Origin of the sequence: Geomicrobium sp. JCM 19037, assembly GCF_000698105.1 — a bacterium.
In the GTDB taxonomy this organism is placed as follows: Bacteria; Bacillota; Bacilli; order Bacillales; family Marinococcaceae; genus Geomicrobium_A.
In genome coordinates this window covers 41278-60302 of the sequence record NZ_BAWZ01000005.1, presented here as the reverse complement: position 1 = coordinate 60302, position 19025 = coordinate 41278, and the positions used below count along the sequence as shown (strand labels likewise).

The following is a 19025-nucleotide window of genomic DNA, read 5'->3' as shown; positions in this document are numbered from 1 at the left end:
CTTTATCGTTTTAACTGTACTTTAGTTCACTTCCATGGTAGCAATGACGGGTGGGTCAACTGCCATCTCCCTGATGTTTCCGATTGAGCGATTTCTTCGACAACGTTCATTCCGTCAACGACTTCTCCAAAGGCGGCATAGTCTCCGTCTAAAGATGCATGTTCCCCGAGCATAATGAAGAATTGGGATGATGCTGAATTGGGATCTCCTTGAACTCTAGCCATGGAGAGCACACCTTCTTCGTGATCTAACGGATTTTCAAATTCATTACTTGCGAACTCACCGGTGATGGTTTCAGGAGAGCCCCCCATTCCAGTGCCGTCAGGGTCACCGCCTTGGACCATAAACCCTGGAACAATACGGTGAAACGTAAGTCCATCATAAAAGCCATCTTCAACAAGAGAGACGAAATTGTCTACAGTTTCAGGCGCATTGTTCGGATACAAGTGCATCTCGACTTCCCCGCCCGTTTCCATCGTCATCGTCACTTCTACCGCATCATTACGGTCAACCCCGTCTTCAGAAACTTCCCCTTCTGTGCTACACCCAACGAGAAGTACAGTTAAACCTAACAACAAACCAATTCTTTTCATCTGTATTTTCACCCTCATCTATTAAACGTTCGACCATTCTATTCTAGCAGAATTCTGCTAAAATAGACGGGAGGTGACCAGATGTTACGAAAATTATTCGTGCTAATCATACTCGTATCATTAGCGCTTGTGGCATTATTATATGGAGAAGAACTTGCTCTTTGGATTGACCAAGAAGGTACCGAGTCAATTTTGATCACCGCAGCAATTGCTACATTGCTCTCGCTTTTCCCGATTATTCCTTATCCGATTATCGGGGGTATTTTAGGTGCGATTTACGGCTCTGTTCTCGGAAGTTTCGTTACATGGGTCGGCTCTGCAGCCGCTTCAATTATTATGTTTATGTTCGTCAGGTACGGCTATCAAGATTGGGGAGAGCGCGTACTCAATCGGTACGCTACACTGGCGCGTATTAATGGTTTATTTGAACGGAATGCCTTTATGACGATCTTTTTGACACGGTTAATTCCGATCGTGCCATCAATTATTGTGAACATATATAGCGCGCTTAGCCGCGTTGGGTTTTGGGGTTACGCGATTGCCTCTTCACTCGGCAAAATTCCATCAATGATTTTATTTGCGACGGTCGGTAGTACGATCGTACATAACCCGCTCGGCTTAGTTTATGTTGCCGTTTTTTACGGTTTGTTTTTACTCGTCGTGTACAGTTGCTATCGCTTATGGGTCCGCTATACGTTAAACAAATAAACACGACGTTTGACTGAGCGCATTGCGAAATAGAGTACACCTCCGCTAAAAGCGCCGATCACATTCAAAATAAGATCATCGACGTCAGCAACTCGATACGTGAGCAAAAACTGCATCACTTCGATCCATAAGGATACAAACAAACCTACGAGGACAATGCGCAGGATCGTACGCACCTGTCTGAATAATAACGGCAGAAAAAAACCAAGCGGCATAAACATAATAATATTTCCAATGAGAATACGGACAGGTGCTACCCATTCAGGACTAAAAACAGCAATCCGGTAAATGCTCCTCACTGGGGTGAGATTATAATTTCTTCCCCCAGGACCTTCAGGCCCGAGGGACGCCCCGTGATTCCAAGCAAAAAACGTCACGTATACCAACGCACTCATATAAAGCGTGAACAATACCCAGTACCAGGTCCTCACAAAATCTCCCCCAGGACATGCATTTCTATTACTGTATGCACACACCAAATAAGCAATGACTTCTAGCAATGTCGGCAGGAACAATACGTAAGAAAGAGAAAATGCTTTTCTCGTTCACACAGGCGAGCGGGACCGAAATTTGTAAGGGAGGGTTTCTCTCATTTGATCGCGTATAAAACGAAAATCTTGCCATTGAACTTTGATATGGTAAGATTCCCCAACATACCACACGCAGCCGGCACCTCTCAGTGGAACACTCATCGAATTAGCCTCCAAGTATGGTATGCAACCTCCTCTATTTCTCGATTTTAATTAGTTCATTCAAGCATAACGAAGGGGAGCGACTCAAACATCATACGGTTCTAATTCCATATACACCTTTTTGAATTCACATGCCCACCGATTGGAAGCAAAGAATAGTCAAACAAACATGACAGCACCTTCGGAAGGTACAATCTCCATTCATCAACCAGCACAAGGCGGCCTATGATCGTATCTGTTTATTCTTATTCCATCTATTAAAAATACCGTTCCCCGTCCTAGGTATGACGGTAGAGAGCAAGCACCGATCGCCCACATCTAAAGAATCCGCGCTCAACATGTATAAATCGAACTCGCCGCATACTAAAAAAGGTTGATGAGAAGTGATCTTCTCATCAACCTTTGTTCGTTCACGAAATTTCTCCTCGTTTCCAGCGTTCACGTACTAGATAGAGTGCAGGTACAACAAACAACGTTAATACGGCGGAGAATAGCGCGCCTGAAACGATGGTAATTCCTAACGGTTGGAACAATGTGCTGTTACCAAGGGCAACGGGCATTAGACCGGCAATTGTCGTAAGGGACGTGAGCACGACCGGGCGGAAACGCTGCTCTGCAGCGAGCGTAACTGCTTCTTTGGCACCGAGCCTTCTTTTCGTCTCTGTTCAATGAATTCGATAAGCACAATTCCGTTTCGGACGACGATACCGGCCAAGCTCACACCACCCATAAGTGACATGAAGCCGAGTCCTGTTTGAGTGATAAATAAACCAATCATTGCGCCGGCAAACGCTAAATACACAGCACTTAATATGATAAACGGAATGGAAAGCGAATAGAATTGAATTGCCATCACAATTAAGATGAGGAACACAACAACGATAAAAATTTGACCGATTTGGATGAACACATCGGTTCTCTCCGCTGTCTCCCCTCCAATCGTGATAGATGTCTCTTCATCTTCTAACGCTAACAGATCATCTTCGACTTCAGCGATAATATCATCAGCGCCCCGTTCACCAGGGAAAGCCCGTACCGTTACGATACGATTGCCATCTGAGTGCGGAATGCGCGGCGTAATTTCTGCTTCTTCAATCGTGACGATATCTGAAAGAACAACAGACTCTTCTATACCTTCTAAGGTAACTTCATCAAGCAAATCCACTTCATTGCCATCATAAGCGACACGCCAATCGAGTAATTCCCCGTCAACGTCAAACTCGCCTAGAGGAACACCTTCTCCAATTGCAGCAAGGGTGTCACTTATTTCACTACTTGAGAAGTTGTTATCCTCCATTACATCTCGGTCGAGCTGCATTTGATACGATTCAACAGCTGTTCCAATATCATCATCTACATTCAGCACACCTTCGGTGTTTGCGAGAACTTCTTGCGCTTCTCCACTCTTATCAAGTAGTGCATCAATGGTTTCTCCTTGAATTTCAATAGCAATTGGCGCGCCTACTGGAGGACCTGATTCAATGATCGACACTTCATACGACTCAAGACCGCCAAAAGCTTCTGGTAGCTCTTCGCTCCATTGATTCATCGCATCTCGCGCATCAATCATGTCTTTATCAATATAGATGAGGAAGTTTGCGAGATTCTCACTTTCCTCACTTCCACCATCTGATGAAAATAGATCAGGGATGGCTGTACCGGTAAATGTAGATACCGAGCGCACAAACGGCTCCTCATTAACCCAGTCAGCAATTTCCTCTGAATAGGCTTCTGTTTCTTGCAGCGGTGTCCCATCCGGGAGCGTAGCTTCAATGAACACTTCTTCGCGGTCAGAATCAGGGAAGAATTCCAACGGGATAAATGGAATGAGCGCAAATGCCGCGGTTCCTAACCCTAACCCGATAAAGGAGACGACAAACGGGCGTCTGACGATGCGCCGCATAAACTTCTCACTGTATACTTTCCCTGAACGCTCGAACAATGACCCTAAAAGTCCAGGAGGCTTTTCGTTAACGGACGACTTTCTGCGTTTCTCTTTCCAAGTTCGGTAAATTGGAATGAGAAACAAGCTAACGACTGTAGAAGCGATGATCGCACTAATGAGCACGACAGGGAGCGGTCGAATGAACTCTCCTGCGCCGCCTGGCAACAACAAGATCGGGAAAAATGTAAATACGACGACAATCGTCGAAGTAACTACCGACCAGAACACTTCTTTCGTTCCTTTGTACGCAGCTTCTTTCGGGTTCTTACCGTTTCGAAGCTGGCGTTCGATGTTGTCGTTCACTACAATCCCGTCATCGACAAGTATGGCCAGCACGATGATATAAGCAATTAATGAAATTTGGTTCAACCCAACGTCAAAAAATGGGATGGCGATCGACCAATGCTGAGCGATACGGGGATGGCAATCGCAACACTAATTGCTGAACCAATCCGTAAGCCTAATGAACAAACGATCAGAACGGCAACAACCGCAATTGCAAAAGACAAGGCCAAATCTGCAAATAAGTCCGATACGAGATCATCTTGTGTGTATAGCAATTCTGCTTCTGCGGACCCTGGCAATGATTCATTAAGTTCTGCAACAATGTCATCTAACTGTGATTGCGCCGTTGGCACACTGCTCCCAGGGCCGAACGTAAACGTCAGTGCTAATGACTGATCGCCGTCATAAGTCACTGCTTGTTCACGCGCTTGGAAAGTGACGTCCATCGTCGCCACATCTTCTAGTAGGATCGTATCCCCATCGTCATTCACGCCGACGGGCAATTGGTTAAACTCATCTATAGATGAATAGTTGCTCACGTCTACTGGGTAAATATAGTTATCGTCTTCCCACTCGCCAACAGGCGCGAGGTCTTCTTCCCCGTTCAATACGCCAATGATTTGCTCGTAAGTAAGATCATTGTCTTCCATTAAAGCAGCATCAAGGCTAACGAGCACCTCTCGTTCTAGACCACCTTGCACATCGAGTTCTAATAAGTCGGGGGCATTCCCCACTTCTTCTGCATAGTCATCGAGTACTTCTTGGATGGCAGGAAGTGCGTCATCATCGTTATATTTCACATGGTATGTAGCAAGCCCTTGATCACCGGGTGTGGTCGTAAATTCAGGCGTATTGCTATCGTCTGGAAATGAGGAGGCAAGGCCATTTACTTCTTGGTTAATTTCATTCCAAACGACGGCTGAATCGTCAATGGATTCATCCAGTTCAATCGTAATGAGTGATAACCCTGGAGCAGATATCGATTCATATGATTCTATTTCTTCATATTGAGTTAAAGCATCCTCAATAGGGTTGGTCACTTGTTGTTCAATTTCTTCTGCTGAAGACCCCGGATATACTGTCGTCACTTGCGCAATTGGAGGCGAGAACTCCGGAATTTCACGTTGCGGCATTTGTGAAAAACTAATTGCCCCAATGATCGTCAACATAATAAAAAACAATACGGTAATCTTCGGTCTAGTTATGAGCCATTTCATCTTGTTCCTCTTTTCTATGCAATCTTCTTGATGAAATATACCTTAACTAGGCCGTATTAAAACATTTTATCGTTCATTGTCATTTTCCATAAATACTGAATCATTCCTCTTCTAACACCCGATACACAAAGCCTTCCTCTCGGTCTAAATGTTGCTCCGCTTCTGTTTTTGATACATTCAACAGCTCCATGACGATGGCAATTTTCGGCCTTTGTCCGGAAAGATGAAACAATTGCTCTGCCCGCTCTTCGCTACAGTCGGTTGCGTATTGTATCATCCGTTTGGAACGGCTCACGAGTTTCTTATTTAACGGTTTAACATCGACCATTAGATTTCGATACACTTTTCCGAGCTGAATCATCGTCGTCGTCGTAATCATATTCAACACAAGCTTCTGGGCGGTTCCTGCTTTCATGCGTGTCGAGCCCATGACGATTTCTGGACCTACTTCAATGCTGAGCTCGTGTTTGGCAAAAGCATGAAGCGGTGCGTGGTGATTGCACGTAAATGATACCGTAACCGCACCTAGCTCTTCTGCCGCTTTAAGTGCTCCTATGACATAAGGGCTTTGCCACTTGCTGTAATAGCGATCACCACATCTGTTTCTTTAACACCTCGTTCGAGAAGATCGTCTCTGCCGAGTTCTTCATTATCTTCCGTTCCTTCAACAGCTTCAAATATCGCTTGATCTTCACCAGCAATAATGGCTTGGACAAGCTCTGGTTCCGTGCCATACGTTGGGGGAATCTCTGACGCATCCAATACACCAATTCTCCCGCTCGTTCCAGCACCGACGTAAAACAAGCGCCCGCCTTTTTGCAAAGCGCGCACAGCATCTTGTACAATCCCCTCAATCACATCAATGTGTTTGGATATGATCGTTGCCACTTGTTGATCTTCTGCATTAATCGCACGAAGTATATCTCCAGTCGTTTGTCGATCGATGTGAGCGGACCGCTGATTCCTTGACTCTGTCACGCTTTCAAAAGATTCTCCCATGCATATGCCTCCAACTATTAAATTCTGAAACTTTTAATCATTTTAATATTTTAATAAAGTGATGTCAATTTAAAATTATATTTTAAATCGTAGTAACAAAAAAAGGTCGGTATGTGCCGACCTTTTTTAAGAAAATAAAATTAAATTTAGCGCTGATATGAAAACTAAAAACATCGCCAATTTGCGAATCACTTCGTTATTCACCTTTGCAAATAACCTTAAGCCAATAAATGTCCCAATCATGACCGCCAACGTACCCGCAATAAATAAGCCAATGAACGAAGGTTCAAAGTCCCCGTTTACCGCATGCAATACGATCGAAAACAGACAAACGATGAGGGTGACAAACTGAACGTTTACTAAGTATTTGTATTTATCTGTCGCAAATACCATGAGAAAATAGAAGACGAAAAACGGACCGCCAACACCGAAGAGCCCACCAATAAATCCGCCCAATAATCCAAGCATAAGCGCAATCCACAACGTCGGCTCTTTCTTTTCTGGCTTCATGACAGATTGAAACAAAAGATAGCCGACCATGAGAATGAGGAAAATTCCCAGCCACGTCTTCAAAATATTTAAATCACCGTATCTCGACAGAATGAAGAACGCAGCAATCCGGCCTAAAAGTGCAAAAATTAAAATCGATCGTACTTTTTTCCACTCAATATGCTTCGCGTTTTTAATAACAACCGTCGCCGCAGCAACGACTAATAAAGATATGACGAGCAACGTGCTTTCCTTAATTGTTAAAAATAAGGGTAAAACGCCCATTGCGACAAGCCCTAATCCAAAACCACTAACCCCTTGAACAATCGCCCCTAATAGGATAATGGCGAAAACCACAACAAATTCCCACATAACATCCACTCAAATCTACTCTGAATAAATTCATCTTATCATAGATTTCCAGTGTGCGTTTCTAGCGGAAAGTGCGAAGGGAAGGACAATCATGTCCAGGTCTTCACGGGTGTGATTCATGGCACGTTAATTAAAAAACCTCCCAATAACATTTTGGAAGGTTTTTATGAAATATAGATACACAACTTTATAAACGGTAGCCTAGTGCAGATTGGGCTATGAATATTCATAAAACCCTTTACCTGATTTCCGGCCGAGCCGGCCAGCTTTAACGTATTGGGCTAAGATCGGGCACGGTCGGTACTTTTCTCCGAGTGTCGCATACAAATAATTCATGTTGCGAAGACGGCTATCCAGACCGACAAGATCAGCAAGCTCCAATGGCCCATCGGATGATTTAAGCCGAGTTTAATTGCTTTATCGATATCCTCGGCAGAGGCGACGCCTTCCATATACATGTTCATCGCTTCATTTCCGATGAGGCAGTTCATTCGGCTAGTGACAAAACCAGGAAATTCACGTACTTCAACCGTCTCTTTGCCGAGTTGTCGTCCAAGCTTTTGTACCCGTTCGACGGTCTCATCCGATGTATCTAGGCCACGTACAATTTCGATTAGTTTCATACGATGGACTGGATTAAAGAAATGCATCGCTACGACACGATCTGAACGAGTTGTGGCCGCACCAATTTCTGTCGGGCTGAGCGTGGACGTGTTCGTGGCGAGGATGGTTTGCTCATCGGTCAACTCGTCAAGCTGCTTGAATACGTTAACTTTTAGCTCCATCTCTTCCAACACCGCTTCAATAACGATATCAGCCCCTTTTACTGCTCGCTCTAAGTTCGGTTCATAGACGATATTCTGCTCGACGTATGCTTTTTGTTCGTCTGTTATAAATTCACGAGTAGCACTCTTTTCAGCAAGCTCAATATTTGCTGTTTTTGCACGAGTTAGGGCAACTTCATGCACATCATAAATACGCACAGAAAACCCGTGAATCGCTGCAGTATAGCCAATGCTTCTTCCATCGTGCCCGCACCGATGACAGCAATCTGGTTCATTACGCTTCCTCCCTCTCGAGCAAGAGCGCCATGCCTTGACCACCACCTACACAAAGCGTTGCTACCCCGTACTGTTGTTTCTTTCTCATCATTTCAAAGAGCAATGAGATGGTAATCCTTGCACCTGTTGCCCCGAGCGGGTGACCGAGGGCGATTGCCCCGCCGTTTGGATTCACGCGATCCATAGGCAAGTTCAGCTCACGAATGACCGCAAGTGCTTGCGATGCAAAAGCTTCATTTAATTCCCATACACCAATGTCCTCTACGCTCATTTGCGTGCTCGCTAATAGTTTCTGCACAGCAGGAACAGGACCTATGCCCATCACTTCAGGGGAGACGCCAGCGGTTGACCAACGTCTAATTGTCGCAAGTGGCTGCAGACCGAGTTGTGCGGCTTTACTTCGTTTCATGAGCATGACAACCGCTGCCCCGTCATTACGTCCGCAAGCATTGCCAGCGGTGACAGACCCACCTTTTTTAAACGCAGGCGAGAGGGCCGACAGCTTCTCCAACGTTGTGTCTCGAGGATGCTCATCCACAGCAAACATGAATGTTTTCTTACGTTCTTTCACTTCCACCGGCACAATTTCATCCGTAAAATTTCCTGCGTCAATTGCCGCTCGTGCACGTCGTTGACTTTCTAGCGCAAACGCATCTTGATCTTCACGAGAAATTGCATATCGTTCAGCGACGTTTTCTGCTGTCATTCCCATTCCTAAGTTCTCCCGTAGATTTCTTGAGGCTGCTGCCCGGCTTCTAGGTTGGAATCGACGAGTTTCGGGTTCCCTTCACCGTAACGCGAATTCCGCAGGTAGATCGGCGCTTGGCTTAAGTTTTCAGTCCCACCGGCAATGACGACTTGTGCTGTTTCAGATTGGATCTGTTGAACACCTGACGTAATCGCTTGAATGCCTGACGCACAGAGACGATTGATCGTAAATGCAGAGGTTTCTTCAGGTAACCCTGCGCGCAGTGATGCAACACGAGCCACGTTTGAAGATTCTGTTGTGGAGCGAACTTCTCCTAATATGACTTCATCTACACTCGACTGTTCAATACCTGAACGTTTGATGACGCTTTCAATAACTTTTGACGCTAATACACCGCTGTTCATATGTTTAAGACTTCCGCCCACTCGGCCAACGGCTGATCTGACTGCGCTTACAATCACCACATCGTTTTCACTTTTCATGTAACAACACTCCTCTCTCGAGTAATTAAATGCAAACATTGTGCCAATGAAACGCGAGGAACACGCTCGTTTGGAACAATGAACCGATTCACTCTTGCATTATTGATTCGTTTTTGAATTGAATGTTGTATTTCTGCAACTTGCGAACGACTGTCGCTTGGCTCGTGCCGAGCGCTCTGCCAATCGATACGTATTCTGGGTTTCCATCGAAGCTGCTACGAGTAATTCTCGCTCTGCACCGTCTCTCGCTTCTTCTAACGTTGCAGGCAAATGTCGTTTTTTCATCCCTGCAATTAAATCATCTGGCAAATCGTCAATCGTAACGAACGAATCGTGGGTCGTTACGACAAGCCGCTCGACGACGTTGGAAAGTTCACGCACATTTCCCCTCCAGTCATGCTTATAAAAGAAATCCAAAACTTCACTTGAAAGTTGTTTTGCGACGTCATATTTTTCATTAAATCGATCAAGAAAGAGTTGAGCTAGAGCAAAGATTTCGTCTTTTCTTTCGCGGATTGGTGGAATTCGAATGGGAATGACATGGATTCGGTAGTATAGATCCTCTCGAAACCGCCCTTCTCTGACGAGCGCTTGCAAATCTTGATTCGTCGCACAAATGACGCGGACATCAATCGCTTTTGTTTGCTCACTGCCGACCCTTCTTAGTTGTTTGTCTTGCAAAACTTGTAAAAGTTTCACTTGAAGGTCGAGTGGCATTTCTCCTATTTCATCAAGGAACAACGTCCCCCCGTCCGCAAGTTCAAACATACCTGCTTTGCCATTTTTATTCGCCCCTGAGAACGCCCCCGCTTCGTACCCAAACAGTTCCGATTCTAATAGCGTTTCCGGTATGGCGCCACAATTCACTTTAATAAACGATCCTGTATCATTCCTCGGGCTCTCTTGATGAACGAAACTTGCAAATACATCTTTGCCAACCCCTGTTTCACCGAGAATAAGTATGGATGCATCCACACTCGCCAAGCGTGCACCGGTTTCATAAATGCTTTGCATCGCTTCATTCTTACAAACCATACCTTTCTTTTCTCCTTGCCTGACACGTTCCAATTCAGCCCGGTAAAGCGTATTCAATTCTCTTACTTCCCGCATTTCATCACTAATTCTCCGCAAATCACTCATATCTCGAATGATCGTAATAACCTTCTCCACTTCACCGTTTTGGTTCATGACCGGACTACCCGTCATCATAATTTCTCGATTCCCTCTGCCACGTTCATGAACCGTTACTGGACGTTTCTCCTCAACGACACGAAATGTAACCGGCCTCGAAAGGATGCCTCTTTCTTTGAGTTCTGTTACATTTTTCCCGATAAAATAATGTTTCGGAATCTTCGTGATCCGTTCAACAGCACTGTTTACCGACAATGTTAAACCGTTTGTATCGGTAATATAAATGCCATCATATGCGCTTTCTAATACACTGTCCATTTCACGTTGCAAAGCGTGAACATCAGAATGCGTAATCGGGAAAAAGAAATACAGTTGGCCGTTGTGACCGTCGGCTTCCGTTTCGTTTACCTTAACCATTTCCCAGCCTTCAAAAATCGATCGTTCTTCCTTTCGACTGAGCACTTCCTCCAAACGGTCACGATGTGCCATTAGCTCCTCGGCAGCATCATTCCACGAATTAATACGTTTATCTTTTACTCTCACGACTGGAATGACTAGTTTATCAATCGATGCGTCCATCCGAACACCGCTTTCTACTTTGTAGAGTTGTTTCTATTATACATCTCTTAAGCGACGATTGACTGCATGAACTTTTTCGTTTGCCTTTTTCAGGTCATCAAGAAGCGCTTCTTGATCTTGAATTCGTTGCTTTTGCTTCTCTACTTCATTTGTCGCCATCTTTTCATACGCCGCATAACGATCTGGCATATTCCTTCTCTTTACCAACTGCACAAACAACACGACGAGCATGACAATAATCGCAAGTATGATAAACATCATGAGTAATGCCGCAATAGAATAAATGACGGTTCCCCAAATAATTCCTTCTTCCATAATTTCCAACGCTCGTCATCCTTTCTTTTTTTCGTTCGATAGCGTCTTTGTTGCGCGAGCAATGTAAGCTGCTGTTATCTCTTCATAAAATGGTTCGAGCGCGTAATAATTCATCGCTTTGCCACTTTCGGATATTTCCCGTTCACTTGTTACAATTTTCGCTTCCTCAAGACGATTGAGGTGCATGTAGACGAGGGGACGCTCATTCCTAATTCCCTTGCCAATTGGCTTACGTACTTGCGGTCTTCATAGAGCATGGCGACCATTCGTAATCGGTGACGGTTCGCTAATGCCTCAAAGAAAGCGAGCAGTTCATCCCCGGTTCTCTCTTCGCTCATTCTCGCACCTCATGCAGAAGATGATCCAAATCTCCGATCGCTTGCTGTAGTTTCTTTCTCTCTTCGCCAATTTCTGTCTTCAATACAATTTCTCGTTCGCCTAGTTCTTCGATCGTTTGAGCAACTGCACTTTGTTCGTTGCCTTCATTGTTTGTTTGTCTTCTCATTCGTCTAAGCACGATGATGAGGTAAACGAACAAACCAATAATCGGCAATACGAAAAGAACCTGTACGACAATACCGAAAATATTAAAAGATTCCATCGCATGATCCCTCCTGATTATTTATTTTCACATGTAAATAATTTATTACACATGAAAGTTATTGTCAAATTGCCCGTTTCCCGACACGGTTTGGACGTTTCACAACTTCCCGTACGGTTGGCGTCATTTTAACGTCGTTTCAGCACATCACCGTCTGTTTCATGACATGAAACGAACGTCTCCAATCTGAACTACCGTCAATTTGCAAAATCCAGTGTATGGTTAACGTACCAACAAAACAAGGAGTGCATGACCATGATAAACGATTTCTTAGTCTATTTACTTGAAGTGAATCCACTCGTTCAACACCTCGGTATACTTGTTCTTGCTATGATTCCATTTTTAGAGACATTTTTTGGAAGCTTCGTCGGTGCCTTTATTGGCGTACCAATCGTTACCGCCGCCATTAGCAGTATGATTGGCAACTGGTTGTCCGTTATGGCGATCATCCTTCCGTTTAATGCATTGTTCCGTATGCTCAGAGAACGACGTGAAGCGAAAGGAAAAGAAGGCTTTTTCGGAAAACGCGCGAAAAAAGCGCAAGGATACTACGACAAGTACGGTGTGCCTGGATTGGCACTCATCGCACCGCTCATCGCTTCTGGTCACATCGCCGCATTCATTTCACTTGCTGCAGGCGCAAGCCGTGGAAAAGTTATTCTTTGGCACACGGTAAGCATCGTTGTATGGGGCGTGCTAGGTGTTGTTGCGGGTTACTTCGGCTACCTTGCCATTCTTCAATAGGGATAAAAAACGCTCATCATACGTTCACGTATGATGAGCGTTTTCGTTTAAATCCGTAAATTACAGAAGCAATTCACTCGTTGATCAGGGAAATCTCTCTCCTTCATTGTCTGTATTTTTTGTATACTAAAGAGACGAACATATCGTAAGGAGAATACTATGATTACATTTACAAATTTGACAAAAGTTGAAAACGGTCGCTCGATCATTCCTTCCATAAACCTTGAGCTTCCAGAAGGATCGGCGACGGTCATTCATTGTAGTCAAAAGCAAGGGAACCATCTCATTACACTCGTCACAAAACAGGACCAACCTTCGAATGGCTCTATATCCGTAGGTGATTTCCCTATCGGTGTGTTCACACAAAACGATACACTTTATGAACGACTTTCCGTTCGCGACAACCTCATGATATTCGCGCAAATGTACAACTCTTCTATAGATATAAAAGCAGTTGTCGGAGATTGGGGACTTTCTGATTATGTGAATGAACCTTACCGAAAATTGCCACATTCTATAAAACGGAGGGTGCTCATTGCCCGGGCAATAATTCATGAGCCAAAGACGATTATTCTTGAAGATCCTGAATCAGGTGTTGATGACGAAACGAAGCTGATCTTGAGAGCAAACCTCGAAAGCTGGCAGCAAAAAGGGATCACGACGCTCGTGACGAGTACATTTTTAGAGGATGCATTGTCAATGGGGGCAGCTGTGTATCGCCTCACACACCGCGCGCTTACGTTTCTTGAAACCAACGGTGAACATACATCAACAGAACTCCCTGAACGAAGTCATGTTGCGCCGCCTTCATTCAAAAAAATCCCTGCTCGATCTGAGGAGAAGCTCATTTTGTTTGATCCTGAGGAAATTGATTACATCGAGAGTATTGACGGCACATCAATGTTGCACGTCCAAACAGAAACATTTCGCTCGACGTTAACACTGCAAGAATTGGAGTTGCAACTACTCCCCTTTGGCTTTTTTCGAACACATCGGTCGTACCTCGTAAATTTACAACGGGTGCGGGAAGTGATGAAGTGGACGAGAAACAGTTACAGCTTGATTCTTTCTGTGGAAAATACGAGCGTGCCGTTATCACGAGCAAATGTCTCGCCTTTGTATGAGAAGTTGGGCATCCAAATTTGAACCATTCACCTGTCTATTTGCATCACTGGCAAGATCAACGTCACCACTCGTCGCTCAAATGATGCGATCGGCTCTGACATTCCATACACTTGAAACATGGAAGGGGGATCCGCTCTTCGTTCAATGTGGGCGTGTACACTCCCACATTGAACGGAGAGAATTCGAACATGTACTTATCCATTAAAAGAATACGATATTTATTTTTAAAAGATGTGAAGGATCACCTTAAACATCCACTCATCGTCATGTTGTTAATCATGCCTGTTTTTGTTGCGGTGCTGTATACGTTAATGTCTGACCCGAGTCAACCGAGTGAGAGCTTTGAACTCGTATCGATGCCGATATTAATGGCGGTATTGTTTCTTTGCGGTATGATGCCGGCCACGTCGATTGCCGAAGAAAAAGAAAAAGGGACATTTCAAATGCTTCTCGCATCTCCAACGAATGTAAAGGAGGTGCTCATGGCAAAAAGCATCTTGTTTTTTGGTCTCACCGTAATCATTTGTGCCATCTGCTTATTTATTCAAGGGCTCAGCGTTCAGCCCCTTCCTTTTGCTCTGTTCTTCCTGCTGTCTTGTACTTTTTATCTGCTACTTTCAACGTCAATCGGACTGTGGTCAACATCTCAAGTTCAATCAACGAGCATTCATTTGCCGGTTGCACTAGGCCTTTTCTTTTTGGCTACATTCGAACCACTCATCGATCAAAGGTGGGTGTCATCCATCAATGCACTCTTCCCGATCAAATACGCTTACGAAGGACTAGGCTTAAGCATCGCTGGAGGGAATGTATCCGATTATTATCTGCCCTCATCGTATTAAGTGGATGGACCGTCTTCTTTGGTATTGTTCTTTATCTAGTCCACCGTCACAACGAACAGAAAGGATAAAGAGAAATGATGAATATCCATATTCAAGACCTTGTCAAAATATACGACGACCGGCGCGCCCTAAACGACGTGACACTCACAATTCTAGAAAATCAGACCTTTGCGATTTTAGGAAGGAATGGTGCAGGGAAAACGACGCTCATGGAATGCCTCATCGGACTCACATCTTACGACTCCGGGTCTCTGTCCATTAATGGCAAGCAGGTTTCTTCAATACGAAATTCTGTCGGCGTCCAATTGCAAAACCACGCGATGTTCGAACGCACCACGGTTCAAGAATTATACTCATTGTTTGCTAGCTTTTATTCAAAACCGATATCTCCTGATCACTTACTAGATCTTTTACACTTGGATGCTTTGAAGCATAAGCGCATCCACAAGCTTTCCACAGGTCAAAAGCAACGAACAGCGATTGGGTTAGCCCTCATTGGCGACCAAAAAGTGATTTTGCTTGATGAACCGACTGCGGCTTAGACGTCCAAGTGAGAGAATTGATTTGGGAAGTACTCGCCGATATGAAAGCTAAAGGAAAAACGATCGTGTTTACGACCCACTATATGGAAGAAGCCGAACAATTTAGTGATCAAATTGCTGTCTTGCACGAAGGAGCTATTCTCGACATCGATACATCGGAGCAACTCATTCGAAAATACGCAAATAAAAACAAACAAACACTTAATGAAGCGTTCAAGAGTCTCACAGGTTCTACAATGCGGACAGGAGTAGATTGATATGCAAAAACAAACGCTAGTTGAACTGTCCAAAGTTCAATGGTTAGAAATAAAAAGAGTTCCAAGAACATTCTTTTTAATCATGATATTCCCTTTATTATTTTTGCTTATGTTTTGGGGGATTGATATGCTCACTCCAGCCCAGGCCGATGGCCTCTCGTTCATGGAGTATCTATTCCCTGGACTGATCGTGTTCGCCTTGTTATCATCTGGTCTTCTTGGAACAGCCATCCCTCTCATTGAGCAACGAAAGAGTGGTGTTCTTCGACTGTTAGAAATCTCACCCCTAAAAAAAAGCACGTATGTCCTGTCACAAATTTCTGTCCGTTTCCTCATTGGCGTGTTTCAAATGGTATTATTTTTGCTACTTGGACTGTTACTTGGAATCATATCAATCAGCCAGTTTCTACCTGGAATAGCCATCTCGATGCTCACGCTCGCCATGATGGTTACACTCGGATTCATTTTTGGTTCAATTTTACAATCTGCAGAAACGGCTGGTGCATTGCTCGGTGGATTATCTGCACCCGTGCTTATGCTTAGTGGCGTACTTATGCCGTTAAGTATTTATTCCAGTCAAGTAATGGACACGATCGCTTTATTTTTCCCATTCACCTATTTGGGTGATGTAAAACGTGACCTTTTAATCGTAAATTATTCTGCAGAGTACCCGTTATGGCTAAGCCTAACCGTGATTATGATCACCATCGTCATTTTATTTACGATCGCCATTCGTGTATTTTCTTGGTCTAAGACTTCTGCTTAACAATAGCGCCTTCCGACACACAAAGCCCGCCCAGTGCCGATGCACAGGCGGGCAATTGTAATGGATTGGAGCTGCTTAAACGCTCCATCATCTACTTTAATCTGAACGATAAAACGAAAGATGCGAGTCCGATAACAAACGACAAGATCGTGAATGGAAGCAACATTACAGGCAATTGACTGTTAGCGTAGTTCGCAAAATTCGTATTTAAAATGTCTAAAACGTCGGCATGGGGGGAATCGCCAAAATCGCAATAGAAATGACTCTTGTTTCATATAGAAGGGCTGAAATGAAGATGAATACGAGACCAATGCAAAGGTGTACGTGAGATCGATTCATTTTTCCTTCTCCAAATTATAATTTACTCCACTCTAATCGAGCCCGTCCCCTCGTCAAGGTTCGCCAATCATTTGTTTTGTTCAGCATATGCTCTCATCGCTTGTTGCATCCATTCAGCTAATCCGTCACCAAACTGATCGATGTTGTTCTTGAACCGCTCATCTGCAACGTACATCTCTCCTAAGCCCGCGAATGCATCCAGTGAGTACGTACCCAGCTCATTTAAATACACATACCACGTTGCGATTGCTTTCTGAGCTTCTTGTGAAGTTGGTTCAGTATCACGCATTGTAGCAAGATCTCGATAAATGTCGTTCATACGCTCAGCCATCTTCGTCTCCTGCTTGTGCACGTGACCTTTTGCTTCGTCCACAGCTTTATCCCCCATTTGTCTCTCGCTTCCTTCTCATATTGCTCGCCTTCTGAAAAATCAAACCCTGCAAAATGTTTTTTATCTGTCATATCAATCTCTCCTTCTTTAGCGTCTAATGTTCGATCGATCGTTTCAATCATTTGCACAATCGCTCGCTTTTTTTCTTCCAAACTTTTGCGATGAAGCATTAATGCATCTCGATGGTCAAATCCAGGATTAGTTATAATTTCCTTTATTGACTTTAATGAGAGCCCAAGTTCTTTGAAAAACAGAATTTGTTGCAAATCTTTTAGGTTTTCTTCCGAATACAATCGATACCCCGCCTCTGTCGTTGTATCGGGAACGAGTAACCCAATCTCATCATAATGGTGCAACGTCCGCACACTAATCCCTACAATCTGGCTTACTTGTTTAACTTTAAGCAATCCGTCACCTCCCACAATAAATACGTTAAACTGTCACGTAGCGTTAGAGTCAACATGAAATGAAATGAAATAAAATAAACAAAAATGAACAAAACAGAATTAATGCTGTGTACTACCATTAACTAAACCGAAAGGGTGATCACATGTATTTGGAAGAACGAAGAGACACGATCGTGCAAATGTTAAAAGCAAAAGGCCGCGTATCAACAAAATAACTATCAGAAAAATTCGGAATTTCGATCGATTCAGTACGTCGTGATTTGTCGATGATGGAGGAACTAAACCTTCTCAAGCGGACCCACGGCGGGGCTATTCCAATGCCAATGAGCAGGCAAAGCCCAAGGTCAAATCAAGAAAGATATGGCAAAGCTAACACCCAACAACAACAAATCGCAAAGGAAGCGGTAGCACGCATTGAACCTGAGCAAACCGTTTTTATCGGTGGTGCATCCATTCATTACGCTCTTCTTCAGTATTTGCCTGTAGACTTTGCGTATACAGTCGTGACAAACTCTGTTGAGATTGCCTATCACTTGCGTGATTATACGCACGTGACCACCTATTTAATTGGAGGAGAAGTTAAATCCTCAGGGAATATGACCGACAGTTTAGCGCTTGAGAACAGTCGGCGATTCTCTGTCGACCTTTGCTTTGCTTCTGCTGGAGGTATATCAGCAAAAGGGTTAAGCACCGCCACTCCAGAAGTCGCTGTTTTTCATGAACACATCTATGCGGCATCCGCAAAAGTGATTGCTCTTGTGGAGCATCATAAATTCGACACGACGATGTTTTCTTCCATTTGTCCGCTCGCACGTATTCATGAGGTAATCACAGACAGCGATACCCTTGACGACCACTTGGCCCCAATGAAAAACGCTGGAGTATCAATTACCATTGCAGACACAGAAGCCGGCTAAATGAATGCGCTTCTCGGGCGACGGGGCCAAGCTTTGCACTACGCCATACCCTCTTTAGAATTATATAAACGATCTGGATAGAATGAACGTAACATTTTCCTAATTGCACAGTTTGTTGTTGCGTTCCACTGCAGGTGGATGGTTGTACTCCAGAGCACAAGTTCAACATCGGCGGTCAAAAATCTCCGCCGTGTTTTCTATGTAGTCCAGACGATAAGGCGACATCGGTTCGGTGCTGCCTCCTGGCTACGGTGTGTGGAAAGAAGTCCAAATGCCCCATATATTCATTTAAGTGACATTTGAGAAAGAAAAATCATGTTTTTAAACGTGAATGCGCACATAAACAGTGTCAACTGTCACAAATATTGCGATTTGTGACAGTTGCGTGCCGAAAGTGCCCAGTTTGATGGCTGGATTGTCACATACTTGACTAGCCATCACATGCTTGTGCCAGGTGGTGAGCCTCGGTCACGACCTTTTACCCTTCGGTAAACGTTTTTCGTGTTGCCCGCAACCC

General features: G+C 44.2%; 18 protein-coding genes and 6 pseudogenes. 9 read left to right on the top strand and 15 right to left on the bottom strand.

The features are described from left to right. Window positions 1–26: 26 nt before the first annotated feature. Window positions 27–593 (bottom strand): peptidylprolyl isomerase, encoded by a 567-nt coding sequence (locus JCM19037_RS04325; protein WP_042398245.1) that lies wholly within the window; start codon window positions 591–593, stop codon window positions 27–29. Between the two features lie 81 nt (window positions 594–674). Between JCM19037_RS04325 and JCM19037_RS04320 the strand changes: the two genes are divergently transcribed. Next, window positions 675–1301 (top strand): TVP38/TMEM64 family protein, encoded by a 627-nt coding sequence (locus tag JCM19037_RS04320; protein WP_042398241.1) that lies wholly within the window; start codon window positions 675–677, stop codon window positions 1299–1301. On the opposite strand, the gene JCM19037_RS04315 is transcribed toward JCM19037_RS04320, so the two are convergent. From JCM19037_RS04315 to JCM19037_RS04265, 13 genes and pseudogenes are all read right to left on the bottom strand, one after another. Beyond that, on the bottom strand, window positions 1283–1732 hold the full coding sequence (locus JCM19037_RS04315) for a VanZ family protein (protein ID WP_238544541.1): 450 nt from the start codon (window positions 1730–1732) through the stop codon (window positions 1283–1285). The genes JCM19037_RS04320 and JCM19037_RS04315 overlap by 19 nt on opposite strands. 671 nt (window positions 1733–2403) lie before the next feature. Then, window positions 2404–4274: pseudogene (locus JCM19037_RS04310) on the bottom strand (efflux RND transporter permease subunit). A 29-nt stretch (window positions 4275–4303) separates the two neighbouring features. Further along, on the bottom strand, window positions 4304–5440 hold the full coding sequence (locus JCM19037_RS04305; protein ID WP_042398234.1) for an efflux RND transporter permease subunit: 1137 nt from the start codon (window positions 5438–5440) through the stop codon (window positions 4304–4306). 100 nt (window positions 5441–5540) lie between these two features. Next, window positions 5541–6439: pseudogene (murQ, locus tag JCM19037_RS04300) on the bottom strand (N-acetylmuramic acid 6-phosphate etherase). Between the two features lie 126 nt (window positions 6440–6565). Further along, window positions 6566–7300, bottom strand: coding sequence for a sulfite exporter TauE/SafE family protein (locus tag JCM19037_RS04295; RefSeq protein ID WP_042398380.1), 735 nt, complete (start codon window positions 7298–7300; stop codon window positions 6566–6568). A 216-nt stretch (window positions 7301–7516) separates the two neighbouring features. After that, window positions 7517–8360 (bottom strand): annotated as a pseudogene (locus JCM19037_RS04290) (3-hydroxyacyl-CoA dehydrogenase family protein). Further along, window positions 8360–9073: a thiolase family protein gene (locus JCM19037_RS29130; RefSeq protein WP_307189723.1), complete on the bottom strand. Its 714-nt coding sequence runs from the start codon at window positions 9071–9073 to the stop codon at window positions 8360–8362. Before JCM19037_RS29130 ends, JCM19037_RS04290 begins: the two are co-directional and overlap by 1 nt. Window positions 9074–9075: 2 nt before the next feature. Beyond that, window positions 9076–9552, bottom strand: a complete 477-nt coding sequence (locus JCM19037_RS29125; RefSeq protein WP_307189722.1) for a beta-ketoacyl synthase N-terminal-like domain-containing protein — start codon at window positions 9550–9552, stop codon at window positions 9076–9078. 88 nt (window positions 9553–9640) lie between these two features. Then, window positions 9641–9736 (bottom strand): hypothetical protein, encoded by a 96-nt coding sequence (locus JCM19037_RS29880; protein ID WP_373900377.1) that lies wholly within the window; start codon window positions 9734–9736, stop codon window positions 9641–9643. A gap of 344 nt (window positions 9737–10080) precedes the next feature. Beyond that, window positions 10081–11001 (bottom strand): annotated as a pseudogene (locus JCM19037_RS29875) (sigma-54 interaction domain-containing protein); the annotation flags it as partial. Window positions 11002–11298: 297 nt separating this feature from the next. Continuing rightward, window positions 11299–11586 (bottom strand): hypothetical protein, encoded by a 288-nt coding sequence (locus JCM19037_RS04275; RefSeq protein WP_042398231.1) that lies wholly within the window; start codon window positions 11584–11586, stop codon window positions 11299–11301. Between the two features lie 140 nt (window positions 11587–11726). Next, window positions 11727–11915, bottom strand: coding sequence for a hypothetical protein (locus JCM19037_RS26685; protein ID WP_238544539.1), 189 nt, complete (start codon window positions 11913–11915; stop codon window positions 11727–11729). Further along, window positions 11912–12178, bottom strand: a complete 267-nt coding sequence (locus JCM19037_RS04265; RefSeq protein ID WP_042398228.1) for a hypothetical protein — start codon at window positions 12176–12178, stop codon at window positions 11912–11914. Before JCM19037_RS04265 ends, JCM19037_RS26685 begins: the two co-directional genes overlap by 4 nt. Before the next feature lie 255 nt (window positions 12179–12433). Here JCM19037_RS04265 and JCM19037_RS04260 point away from each other — a divergent pair, with 255 nt between their 5' ends. The 6 genes from JCM19037_RS04260 to JCM19037_RS04240 all read left to right on the top strand — a co-directional run bounded on the left by JCM19037_RS04260 (window position 12434) and on the right by JCM19037_RS04240 (window position 16454). Next, window positions 12434–12922: a small multi-drug export protein gene (locus JCM19037_RS04260; RefSeq protein ID WP_052363528.1), complete on the top strand. Its 489-nt coding sequence runs from the start codon at window positions 12434–12436 to the stop codon at window positions 12920–12922. Between the two features lie 159 nt (window positions 12923–13081). Then, complete coding sequence (locus JCM19037_RS04255; RefSeq protein ID WP_042398225.1) at window positions 13082–14068, top strand: LytTR family transcriptional regulator DNA-binding domain-containing protein; 987 nt, start codon at window positions 13082–13084, stop codon at window positions 14066–14068. 167 nt (window positions 14069–14235) lie between these two features. Next, window positions 14236–14889 carry an ABC transporter permease gene (locus JCM19037_RS04250; RefSeq protein ID WP_042398222.1) on the top strand — a complete coding sequence of 218 codons (654 nt, stop codon included), beginning with the start codon at window positions 14236–14238 and terminating at the stop codon, window positions 14887–14889. 74 nt (window positions 14890–14963) lie between these two features. Beyond that, window positions 14964–15431 carry an ATP-binding cassette domain-containing protein gene (locus tag JCM19037_RS04245; protein WP_052363527.1) on the top strand — a complete coding sequence of 156 codons (468 nt, stop codon included), beginning with the start codon at window positions 14964–14966 and terminating at the stop codon, window positions 15429–15431. A gap of 8 nt (window positions 15432–15439) precedes the next feature. Further along, complete coding sequence (locus JCM19037_RS22040; protein ID WP_152548936.1) at window positions 15440–15688, top strand: hypothetical protein; 249 nt, start codon at window positions 15440–15442, stop codon at window positions 15686–15688. A gap of 1 nt (window position 15689) precedes the next feature. After that, a complete protein-coding gene (locus JCM19037_RS04240) occupies window positions 15690–16454 on the top strand; it encodes an ABC transporter permease (RefSeq protein WP_042398220.1) in 765 nt (254 codons plus the stop codon). A 406-nt stretch (window positions 16455–16860) separates the two neighbouring features. On the opposite strand, the pseudogene JCM19037_RS04235 reads toward JCM19037_RS04240, so the two are convergent. Continuing rightward, window positions 16861–17591: pseudogene (locus JCM19037_RS04235) on the bottom strand (MerR family transcriptional regulator). Between the two features lie 227 nt (window positions 17592–17818). On the opposite strand from JCM19037_RS04235, the pseudogene JCM19037_RS28975 reads away from it, so the two are divergent. Both JCM19037_RS28975 and JCM19037_RS04230 read left to right on the top strand, forming a co-directional pair. After that, window positions 17819–17893, top strand: a pseudogene (locus JCM19037_RS28975) (DeoR family transcriptional regulator); the annotation flags it as partial. Window positions 17894–17908: 15 nt separating this feature from the next. Next, window positions 17909–18508, top strand: a complete 600-nt coding sequence (locus JCM19037_RS04230; RefSeq protein ID WP_307189727.1) for a DeoR/GlpR family DNA-binding transcription regulator — start codon at window positions 17909–17911, stop codon at window positions 18506–18508. Window positions 18509–19025 lie beyond the last annotated feature (517 nt).

Bases quoted from the DNA above. Each gene is read 5' to 3' on its own strand.
- JCM19037_RS04325 (WP_042398245.1), bottom strand. From the start codon at position 593: ATGAAAAGAATTGGTTTGTTGTTAGGTTTAACTGTACTTCTCGTTGGG.
- JCM19037_RS04320 (WP_042398241.1), top strand. From the start codon at position 675: ATGTTACGAAAATTATTCGTGCTAATCATACTCGTATCATTAGCGCTT.
- JCM19037_RS04305 (WP_042398234.1), bottom strand. From the start codon at position 5,440: ATGAAATGGCTCATAACTAGACCGAAGATTACCGTATTGTTTTTTATT.
- JCM19037_RS04295 (WP_042398380.1), bottom strand. From the start codon at position 7,300: ATGTGGGAATTTGTTGTGGTTTTCGCCATTATCCTATTAGGGGCGATT.
- JCM19037_RS29130 (WP_307189723.1), bottom strand. From the start codon at position 9,073: ATGGGAATGACAGCAGAAAACGTCGCTGAACGATATGCAATTTCTCGT.
- JCM19037_RS29125 (WP_307189722.1), bottom strand. From the start codon at position 9,552: ATGAAAAGTGAAAACGATGTGGTGATTGTAAGCGCAGTCAGATCAGCC.
- JCM19037_RS26685 (WP_238544539.1), bottom strand. From the start codon at position 11,915: ATGAGCGAAGAGAGAACCGGGGATGAACTGCTCGCTTTCTTTGAGGCA.
- JCM19037_RS04265 (WP_042398228.1), bottom strand. From the start codon at position 12,178: ATGGAATCTTTTAATATTTTCGGTATTGTCGTACAGGTTCTTTTCGTA.
- JCM19037_RS04260 (WP_052363528.1), top strand. From the start codon at position 12,434: ATGATAAACGATTTCTTAGTCTATTTACTTGAAGTGAATCCACTCGTT.
- JCM19037_RS04255 (WP_042398225.1), top strand. From the start codon at position 13,082: ATGATTACATTTACAAATTTGACAAAAGTTGAAAACGGTCGCTCGATC.
- JCM19037_RS04250 (WP_042398222.1), top strand. From the start codon at position 14,236: ATGTACTTATCCATTAAAAGAATACGATATTTATTTTTAAAAGATGTG.
- JCM19037_RS04245 (WP_052363527.1), top strand. From the start codon at position 14,964: ATGATGAATATCCATATTCAAGACCTTGTCAAAATATACGACGACCGG.
- JCM19037_RS04240 (WP_042398220.1), top strand. From the start codon at position 15,690: ATGCAAAAACAAACGCTAGTTGAACTGTCCAAAGTTCAATGGTTAGAA.
- JCM19037_RS04230 (WP_307189727.1), top strand. From the start codon at position 17,909: ATGCCAATGAGCAGGCAAAGCCCAAGGTCAAATCAAGAAAGATATGGC.